Below are 9,115 nucleotides of genomic sequence, written 5' to 3' on the forward strand. Positions count from 1 at the left end.
TCTACAAAGTCACGCTGACCGCAGGCGAGCCATTTGTCGCTGAGGCGCAGGCGGGCGCGTCGCTCGGGGCAGCGGCTACGATGGAGCCGGTGCTGGTGCTGCGCGATACCGAAGGCCACGATGTCGCCTCCGCGAGCGCTCTGGCACGCCCCGATGCCCGCTTGATTTTCACGCCACGCAAGAGCGGCGAGTATTTTTTGGTGGTCCGGGACCTACGCTACCAGGGAAGCGCGGACCACCACTACCGGCTCAGTATCGGCAAGCTCCCCACCGTCACCAGTACCTTTCCGCTGGGCGGGCAGGCGGGCACTGCCGCACGTCTGACACTCACCGGGGTGAACCTGCTCGTCTCCGAGACCACACTTGCACTGCCCTCCGAGATCCCTTTCGACCCGATGCCGTTTATGCAAGGTCTGCGGCTCGATGTGAGCCCCTTCCCTGACACTGTCGAAGCGGAGCCTAATGATAGCGTCAAGCTCGGTCAGCGCATCGCACTGCCCGTAACCGTGAATGGACAGCTCACCTCGCCTTCGCCGACACACCCGGACACAGACTGCTTTCGCTTTGCCGCCACGAAAGGCCAGGTGATCTTGCTCGAAGTCTTCGCGGCGCGGCTAGGCTCCCGGCTAGATGGCGTGCTCACGGTGCTGGGCAAAGAGGGGAACGAGCTCGCGAGCAACGACGATGCGCGTGGCAAGGATCCATTTTTGGCCTTCACTGCCCCCGACAACGGCGAGTTCACGGTACGCATCACCGACCTCAATGGCCGCTCTGGCCCCGAGTTTAGCTACCGCCTGCGGGTTGCTCCCGCCGCCCCGGAGTTTGCGCTCACCGTCGCGCCAGACTGCCTAAGTATTGCACCGGGCGATCGCATTCCCGTGATTGTCAGCGCCACCCGTCAGTACGGCCTGGATAGTGAGATCGCGCTGAGCTTTACGGGGCTCCCGCCCGGTGTCCAGCTTGTCGGAACGCCACAGATCCCACGCGGCCAGAGTGAAGTGACCCTATTTTTCACCGCCGATGCCAGCGCAGCACCGTCGCCTGCCGTTCCCTTGCGCGTTACCGGAAGCGCCCAGAACCTCGCGCGCCGCGCCCAGGCACTGCAAGAGGAGTACGTCAAAGAAGGTGACGTGCTCAAGCGCACCACGCGCCCGGTGCCCCTGCCACTTGTCAGTGTCACCGGCCCCGCCGATGTCACCGTCGCTCTTGCCAGCGAGCGCGTTGAGCTCAAAGCGGGCCAGACTGTCGAGCTGATCGTCAAGCTCACACGAAAGCCGGGCTTCGAGGCGAAAGTGCCCCTGATTATCACCGGGCTCCCGACGGGCGTCACCGTGACTAACCCGGAAGTGCCTGAAAAACAAAGCGAGCATAAACTAATCTTCAAGGCTGAAGCAAATGCCGCCCTTGGGGAGGTGCGCCTGACACTTACCGCCCGCTCCGTGGTGGACGAGCTGCGCTTCACCCCCCATGTCGCTCCCCCAATCACGCTCAGTGTCACAAAATAACCAAATGACTCTTGAACACGCACTCCAGGTCTTTGTGGATGGCTTTTGTTTTACGCGTAGCTTCACTCACCCGTTTCTCTCCGAGCGGCTGAGCGAGAATCTCTGGCGGCTCTACGATGCCCCGCGCCGCCGTCCCAGCGACACCTACCGCGGTGAGGAGTATGTCGCTTGGGAGCTACCGCCCGCTGAGATTGACCGCCGGGCACGCGCGCTGGTACGGGATAAGTTTGCAATCTGCTACTTGCTCCCACACGGCACCGACGACACCGCGATGCGCGCCGCGTTCAAAGCCCTGGGCTACCGCCTGGGCTCCACCGAGCCCTTTCTGGTACATGACCTCACGGACATCCCCACGGTTTCTGAGCGCTTCCCCGTTCGGCGTGTCTTGACTACTGAGCAGGCCGAGGCGCTGGCGAAAACCGCGGGGCGACGGCAGATTCTCCCGGAGTTTCTGACACAGAACCCGCCCCCCATGCGCCAGTACATCGCGCTCGATGAGGCCGTCCCCCAGACCGTGGGCTGGGTGAGCAGTGTCGCGGCCGCTGGGTGCGGCTGGTGCAACAGCATGTTTGTGCTCACTGCCTACCGTCGCCAGGGAATTGCCCGTGCGCTACTCGCGCGGATGCTCACCGACGATAAAACGGCGGGTGCGGCGGCTAACGTCTTGCTTGCCAGCCACGCGGGCGCACAGCTCTACCCTACCGTCGGCTATACCCAAATCGGAACGCTCTACCTCTACACCCCACCCCGCCGGGCCTCGTGAAGGAGGCAGACACCGTGCTGCGCACTGCTGGCCTGCGGCCTCGAAGTCGCTCCGCGACAGGGGCACAGTTTAACTATGGAGACGGGAGGACTATTGTGGGAAAACCATTCGATGCACGGAAATCTTGGGTTCGAATATGGCACACTTTCTTTGTGCTTGGTCTGTTGGCATTTCTTAATCCATCTATGACCACGATTCTTCTGGAACAAACTGTCTCAGTAGATTCCCCTGATGCTCGATTCCACGCACATGTGGAGCGCAATGGTAATGTGACACTCACCAATATTAAAACAGGGTACCAGCAAGCACTTATACATCTCTACCCGAAAGAGTACGCTCGGGTAAGAATGCACTGGAAAAACAATACTAAAATAGAAATTGCGGCAGAGTATCGTGATTTTTTGAACCAAGGGGCAATGTTTGTATGGAATGTACAGACCAGTAAATTCCAGGGGTCTGACGTAGATTAAAGCCCCGCGTCGAAAAGAGCGCCCGTGTCGAGCGTGAAGTTGGGAAGCTCAGGGGAGCAGCCCAGGGTGGTGGGATTGCTGAGGAGCTGTGGTGCTTGTCCGGGGCGATAGAGATGCATTTGCCGCTCCTGTGGATCAAGTAAGACCCCCAAACGCACCCCGACACTCTGCCACTCCAGCATTTTATCCTGAAGCGCCTTGAGCCGATCCGACGATGACCGTAGCTCAAAGATTACCTCGGGCACGAGCGGTAGAAACTCTTGCTTTTGCTCGTCGGTGAGCGCGACAAGCTGGGATTTTCGCACCCAGGCAGCATCGGGGGAGCGCATCGCGCCATTGGGAAGCTCAAAGCCCGCGCTGGAGTCAAAGGCGATTCCACTGCCCTCGCGCAGTGCCCACATAGTTAAGAAAGCAGTAAGGAGGGCGTTTCTCGCCCCGGTTGATCCTTTGGTTGGCATCTCAATAACCAGTTCTCCGTGCGCACTGCGCTCAATCCGCCAGTCTTTGTTATCGTCGCAAAACAGCCCGAAGTCGTGGCGATCTGTCAAATCCAACCCGCCACGCAGGCACAGGTGCTGCCCCGTCTGGCCGAAGGGGAACAGTAAAAATTGCGGCTCCGTGGTAAGTGCTGACATAGGGTTATTTTATCGTGTTCGTTGGTACTGCCAGATCAAGTGATCCAGCTCGCGGGGGCTGATCAGTGGGCATTGTGAACGGAGCTGCTCACAGACGGCAACGAGAAGAGCTTGCGCACTTTCGGTTGAGAAGTTCTTACTTGTAGCCGTTTTGAAAAAACATAAAACCTGTCGGTCAGGTTTAGTCAAATGGCTTGCTCCTGCCAGCATCAGAAAATAGCGCCACGAGAGTCCGCTTGTCTGACCGGGGATTTGACGAATCTTAGTTTCTACCAGAGGGAGTTTATCATCTTGCTGGACTAAGTCCTCAAAGGTTTGGATGCCTAACTCATCAAGAACACGAGCAAAACGAACGACTGCTTCGGCTTTGAGAATACCGCCGCGAGTTGAAGTGCGTTGACGATTTGCAAAGATGGTTACTGATGCCTGCTCAGCGGAGTAACTCGATAGTTTTTCAAGAAACTCAGCAGTTGTATGAACCGAGGACGGTTGGCCTAAACCTGCCCACTTTTCATAACGCTTGACGACTCCTTGAACACCTTGATAACGGACACCAATTGACCAGACTGCATCCAGAAAACAGAGCGGCAGGTGGGGGTACGCATACTCATCTCCAAGCCGAACTATGCTGCCAAGATTTAGATGTTCTTGGCAAAATGTGGCCACGGTCTCAATATCTGTCATCCTGCGGATCTCTCCGCTGCCTCGATAAACCGGGCGGTCATGGTGGGGTCGGGGTGGTAGGTTTCGACGGGGAACGACGTGCGGACGATGGCACGTAGCTCGGCGAGGTCGGTGATGAGTCCCTGAGCGCGGGCTTGCAAGAGAATATTGCCGATAGCGGTGGCCTCGACGGGACCGGCGATCACGGTGCAGCCGGTGGCATCGGCGGCGATCTGGTTGAGCAAGCGGTTCTGGGAGCCGCCACCCACAATGTGCAGCGTGGTGATCTTGCGGCCCGTGAGGCGCTCTAGCATTTGCAGCGTGATGCGGTACTTCAGGCCCAGCGAGTCCAGGCAGCAGCGGATAGTCGCCCCAACGCCCTCGGGCGGGGTCTGGCCCGTGGCGGCGCAGAGCTCGCGGATTGCCTTGGGCATGTCGCCTGGGGCATAGAGGCTCGGGTGATCGGGATCAATCAGCGCAGCCAGCGGCGTGGCATCGCTTGCCAGGCGCGTGAGCTGGTCGTAGCTGCGCTCGGAGCCAAGGCGGGCGTAGGCGCGGCGGCACTCCTGCACCAGCCAGAGGCCCCCAATGTTCTTGAGCAGACGAATGGTTCCCAGCACGCCCCCTTCGTTGGTCACATTGGCGGCTTCGGCCTCAGCCGTGAGAATAGGCGCAGGAATTTCGAGGCCCATCAGTGACCAGGTGCCACTCGACAGATAGGCCCAGTTCTCGCCCGGCTCGGCGGGCACAGCAGCGACGGCGCACGCGGTGTCGTGGCCACCGGGGGCAAATACGGGAATGCTCGTGGTGAGCTCGGTGCCGTAGGAGCTGCCATCGGGCACAACGGAGCTGAGTAAGTGCATGGGCAGCTTGAGGGGCGCGAGCGTCTCCGTTGCCCATCGCCTAGAGTTTGCGTCGAGCATCTGGCTGGTGCTGGCGATGGTGTACTCGATCTGCGCGGTGCCAGTCAGTAAGTAGTGCAACAAGTCCGGCATGAAGAGCAGCTTCGCGCTCGCTTCGACGAGCTTGGGCGACTGCTCCGCCAGCGCCGCCACTTGAAAGAGTGTGTTGAGCGCCATGCTCTGGATTCCCATCTTGGCGAAAATCTCCGCCTTGGAGACTTTCGCGTAGAGCTTCGCCTCACCCCCGACCGTGCGCGGGTCGCGGTAGTGCACGGGCAGCGCGACCAGCTCGCCCCGTGGGCCGAGCAGCCCAAAATCCACGCCCCAGGTGTCAATGCCTAGGCTGGAGATCACCCCGCCGCCTTGTGCTTTCTGAATCGCGGTTTGCAGCTCCACGAGAAAACCGGGGAGGTTCCAATGCAGGTGCGCCCCGACTTTTATCCCACCCGTGGGAAACCGATGAACTTCCTCAAGTGACAGCTTGCTCTTGTCTGAGAGCGTGCCCACCACACCGCGTCCACTCTCCGCGCCTAAATCCAGTGCCAAAATCCGTGCCATGAGCATAATGATACCCGCTCCGTGTATTTCGCTCCCATGAACGGGGGCGTCTTATTGTCCTCGTGCCTCGGACACAAAGGGCGTCCCGCCCATCCCGATCTTATGGCCGGAACGGCCTTCGTGTCGCGGAGCGACAATATCACGCCCCCGTTCATGGGGGCGGTATAATTCCCTCGTGAAAATTGCCCTTGCCCCGCTTGATGAGCGCCCCGTCAACACTCGTTATCCCTCACAGATCGCTGCGATTGTGGGGGCGGAGATCTCCCTGCCACCTGTGGAGATTCGTGGCTCAGGACGAAATCCTGCCGACACACTTGCCGTGGCGGCGTGGCTGACCGAGCAGGCGGGGACTTGCGATGGTATCGTGGCGTCGGTGGAGTATCTCGCGTGGGGCAATCTCATCAACTCGCGGATTTCGAACGAGACAGTCGCACAGGGATTAGCGCGGCTCGCGCCGCTGGTACAGGCAAGGGAGAGTGGGGCGCTGGTCTATGCCTTTGTGCTGATCACCCGCGTCGCCAATGCCAACGACTGCGTCGAGGAGCCGCTCTGGTGGAAGACGTTTGGGACGCGCTGCTACGCACTCTCGCAGCTTCTTCATAAACAGACCGTCGGGGCGCTGGAGCCGGGCGAGACAGACAAAATCGCGGCGATCCGGGCCGACGTTCCCGCCGAGCATATCCGTGAGTTTCTCACGCGCCGTGAGCGCAACCACGCGCTAAACTTAAGCGTGCTGAACTTATTAGCTTCCGAGAAACTCTCGTTTTTGCTGATCACCTCGGATGACACGTCGGCGTGGGGATTGCCGAGCCGCGAGAAAGCCTGGCTGGAGAGCTGGGCGGACTTACTGGACGTGCGGGATCGTATGATGATCCACCCCGGCGCGGATGAAGTCGGTTCCGCGCTCACGGCGCGGCTGCTCTGTGACAAGCTTGGGCGGCAGCCGCGTATCTTCCCGCTCTACGCGATTCCTGGCGATGAGGCGATTGTCGCGCCCTACGAAGACCGCGCGGTGCGGCTCACGGTCGAGGGTCAGATTGGGGCGTGCGGTGGAATTCTGGCAAGCTCCGCTGAAGACGCCGACTTGATCCTCGGAGTTCTCACGCCGTCACCGCGCCGCACCGAGTGGCGTGCTGATTTCGCCGACGCCGAACGCACGGCACGTCAACCTGCTTACGAAGCATTTTTTACTGAGTTAGGCACATTCCAGAACTCTGGAAAACTTGTCGCGCTGGGCGATGTTGCCTATCCGAACGGCGCAGACCCGCTCGCCATTGCGCTTCTCTTTGCCGAGAACTCTCCCTGTGCTCCAGGCAAGCTCGCCAGCTTCGGTGCGTGGAACACGGCAGGCAACACGCTGGGCACCACCGTCGCGCAGGCCGTCGCGCTATGGCTCGCGGACGGCCACGCGGATGCCCACGCGCAGAACATCGCCTTGACACATCACTTTCTGGAAGGCTGGGGCTACCAGACCGAAGTGCGCCGCGAGGCACGCACTAAGAATATTGAGCGCTTCGGCCACCACGATCCCAATCCCACCAGCACAGAGCAAATCACCTTCACCTGCGAGAGCATCGAGGTCGGACTGCAAACCCGTCTCGTGCAGCTTCAGAAACGCGGCGTTGGCATCGGCCTCGCGCTCGTCCCCGGCTCCGTGACACTCCCTTGGAGCCGCACCTTCGAGTGTGACTTTGAGCTCACCTAAAGTGGTATTCTAAAAATAATGATTATTCGTGCTCTTTTTTTTGGCCACTACCGCGATATCGTGCCCTCAGGGGAACTCGCACTCTCTCTGCCCGACTCCGCCACGATTGCCGATGCCGCCGCCGCTCTCGCCACCACGGATCTGCGCCTGGCGGATATCCTGAGCCGCACGCGCGTTGCCATCGGTGCGGACTTTGCGACGCCTGAGACGCCGCTCAAAGACGGCGACGAGCTGGCATTTTTGCCTCCAATGAGCGGAGGGTAGCCGAAATTATGGTCGTCTTAACCACGGAGCCGCTGGAGCCGCAGCAGGCTGTAAATGCTGTGATGACGGACGCCGACGGGGCGTATGTGCAGTTTGTCGGCGTTGTGCGGGATCATGCGCGGGGGCGGCGCGTGACGGGGCTTGAGTACCAGGTCTATACCCCCATGGCGATTGCGCAGATGCAGAAGCTCGTGGCCGAAGTGAAAACCCGCTGGGGGCTGGCCTGCGCGATTCTCCACCGCTACGGTTTTATTCCCGTGGGCGAAGTCGCTGTCGTGGTCTGTGTGGCAAGCTCGCACCGCGCGGAGGCGTTCGAGGCCTGCCGCTGGGCCATTGACACGCTCAAGCACGATGTCCCGATCTGGAAGAAAGAGTTCTGCCCCGATGGCACGTTCTGGATCGAGGGCGAGGAAGCGATTGGCGCGGCATGAGCGCCGTGACCATTCGCCCCATGGTGGGCACCGATATCGAGACGGTCGCGCGAATCGAGCGCCAGTCGTTCACCACTAACTGGACCACCTCGGCGTGGATCAACGAGCTCTCGAATCCCTTTGCGATCTATCTCGTCGCGGAGCTTGACCGCGAAGTGGTCGGGCACTGCGGCTTTCACTTGGTCATGGACGAGGCCCATATCACCACACTCGCGGTCGCCGACACCTGGCGCAACCAAAAGCTTGGGGAGCGGCTTTTGGTGGGCCTGCTCGAAGCCGCACAGGCACGCGGCGCGACATCGGCCACGTTGGAAGTGCGCCGCAGCAACGCCCCCGCGCAGCACCTCTACCAGAAATACAACTTCTCCTGGGAAGGCACCCGCAAGGGTTACTACGACGGCGAAGACGGCGACATTCTCTGGGTGCGCCACATGGAAGACTCCGCCTGGAAAAAACGCTTCACCGAGAACCGGACAAGGCTAATGGCAGTTTCCACTGACTGAAAATCGCCACCCCATCGGTCGCTTTGTAGGCTTTTCCCCCATGACAGCTTTGGCACCGGGCAAGTTTTCCACGCTCCAGAACTCTCTCCGCTTTGCCTTCGAGCACCAGGAACTCCCAGTCGTAGCACGCGGGGTTATAGCCTTTTTCGCGCTTTACCATCACCGTGAGTAGCTCCGGAATCCCCTTGCCCTGCGGGTTGTCGAACTTCTCCTTCACCAGGACTGTACCAATAGGGAAGGAAAGTAATCGCTTGGAGAAAGGAGGAAGCTCCATCCAGGATGTTTGGTTCCCGTAACGTTTCCAATAGAGCTTGGGGTTTGCCTTGAACAGGTCATCAAGTTTTCGCTCGTGATCTCTGGATGTCTGGCTGTAGTGCTCCGCAGTTCTTTGCCCAGCGGCGTTCACGTAGACCTGAGCGTAGTGATCAAAGTGTATGTCCGTATTAACTTGCTTCTGCTCATCAGGAAGAAGTTGACGACACAAACCAGAGATAAGGGTAGACATCTTAAACGGCTGCAGAAGTAGCGCTTTTCCAGCTTTGTAGCCCTTTGCTGGATTGTCGTTCTTACCCGACTGTGCTAGCAAGGGGAGGGCCAGTGCCAGCAGTGGCACGAGCCCCCAGATTAGTTTTCCGCTCATGCCCTACTTTACCGACTTTTGCCAGGCAATGCTTTCCTTGAGATAGTCCCGGAGCTTCTCGAACTCCTCAACGCCC

The 9,115-nt window shown here is 59.8% G+C and carries 11 protein-coding genes; 7 read left to right on the forward strand and 4 right to left on the reverse strand.

Translation table 11 applies throughout. The features are described 5' to 3' along the window. The 3 genes from ACH2EH_RS20270 to ACH2EH_RS20280 all read left to right on the forward strand — a co-directional run. A partial coding sequence (locus ACH2EH_RS20270) for a pre-peptidase C-terminal domain-containing protein (protein ID WP_395144549.1) occupies positions 1 to 1,505 on the forward strand: 1,505 nt, incomplete at its 5' end. 4 nt (positions 1,506 to 1,509) lie between these two features. After that, positions 1,510 to 2,268 (forward strand): GNAT family N-acetyltransferase, encoded by a 759-nt coding sequence (locus ACH2EH_RS20275; RefSeq protein ID WP_395144551.1) that lies wholly within the window; start codon positions 1,510 to 1,512, stop codon positions 2,266 to 2,268. A gap of 152 nt (positions 2,269 to 2,420) precedes the next feature. Then, positions 2,421 to 2,738, forward strand: a complete 318-nt coding sequence (locus tag ACH2EH_RS20280; protein ID WP_395144553.1) for a hypothetical protein — start codon at positions 2,421 to 2,423, stop codon at positions 2,736 to 2,738. On the opposite strand, the gene ACH2EH_RS20285 is transcribed toward ACH2EH_RS20280, so the two are convergent. The 3 genes from ACH2EH_RS20285 to ACH2EH_RS20295 are packed head-to-tail and all read right to left on the reverse strand — an operon-like array spanning position 2,735 to position 5,496. Then, positions 2,735 to 3,373, reverse strand: coding sequence for a Uma2 family endonuclease (locus ACH2EH_RS20285; RefSeq protein WP_395144555.1), 639 nt, complete (start codon positions 3,371 to 3,373; stop codon positions 2,735 to 2,737). The genes ACH2EH_RS20280 and ACH2EH_RS20285 overlap by 4 nt on opposite strands. Before the next feature lie 9 nt (positions 3,374 to 3,382). Then, on the reverse strand, positions 3,383 to 4,057 hold the full coding sequence (locus ACH2EH_RS20290; protein WP_395144557.1) for a hypothetical protein: 675 nt from the start codon (positions 4,055 to 4,057) through the stop codon (positions 3,383 to 3,385). Further along, positions 4,054 to 5,496, reverse strand: coding sequence for a rhamnulokinase family protein (locus tag ACH2EH_RS20295; RefSeq protein WP_395144559.1), 1,443 nt, complete (start codon positions 5,494 to 5,496; stop codon positions 4,054 to 4,056). The genes ACH2EH_RS20290 and ACH2EH_RS20295 overlap by 4 nt, the downstream gene beginning before the upstream one ends. 175 nt (positions 5,497 to 5,671) lie before the next feature. Between ACH2EH_RS20295 and ACH2EH_RS20300 the strand changes: the two genes are divergently transcribed. The 4 genes from ACH2EH_RS20300 to rimI are packed head-to-tail and all read left to right on the forward strand — an operon-like array spanning position 5,672 to position 8,399. Beyond that, positions 5,672 to 7,201 carry a DUF4127 family protein gene (locus tag ACH2EH_RS20300; RefSeq protein ID WP_395144561.1) on the forward strand — a complete coding sequence of 510 codons (1,530 nt, stop codon included), beginning with the start codon at positions 5,672 to 5,674 and terminating at the stop codon, positions 7,199 to 7,201. An 18-nt stretch (positions 7,202 to 7,219) separates the two neighbouring features. Continuing rightward, positions 7,220 to 7,465 (forward strand): MoaD/ThiS family protein, encoded by a 246-nt coding sequence (locus tag ACH2EH_RS20305; protein ID WP_395144563.1) that lies wholly within the window; start codon positions 7,220 to 7,222, stop codon positions 7,463 to 7,465. Between the two features lie 8 nt (positions 7,466 to 7,473). Then, positions 7,474 to 7,896 (forward strand): molybdenum cofactor biosynthesis protein MoaE, encoded by a 423-nt coding sequence (locus ACH2EH_RS20310; protein ID WP_395144565.1) that lies wholly within the window; start codon positions 7,474 to 7,476, stop codon positions 7,894 to 7,896. Continuing rightward, positions 7,893 to 8,399 (forward strand): ribosomal protein S18-alanine N-acetyltransferase, encoded by a 507-nt coding sequence (rimI, locus tag ACH2EH_RS20315; RefSeq protein ID WP_395144567.1) that lies wholly within the window; start codon positions 7,893 to 7,895, stop codon positions 8,397 to 8,399. Before ACH2EH_RS20310 ends, rimI begins: the two co-directional genes overlap by 4 nt. On the opposite strand, the gene ACH2EH_RS20320 is transcribed toward rimI, so the two are convergent. Next, positions 8,356 to 9,039, reverse strand: a complete 684-nt coding sequence (locus ACH2EH_RS20320; RefSeq protein ID WP_395144569.1) for a hypothetical protein — start codon at positions 9,037 to 9,039, stop codon at positions 8,356 to 8,358. The genes rimI and ACH2EH_RS20320 overlap by 44 nt on opposite strands. Positions 9,040 to 9,115 lie beyond the last annotated feature (76 nt).

The organism is Armatimonas sp., assembly GCF_043760365.1.
In the GTDB taxonomy this organism is placed as follows: Bacteria; Armatimonadota; Armatimonadia; order Armatimonadales; family Armatimonadaceae; genus Armatimonas.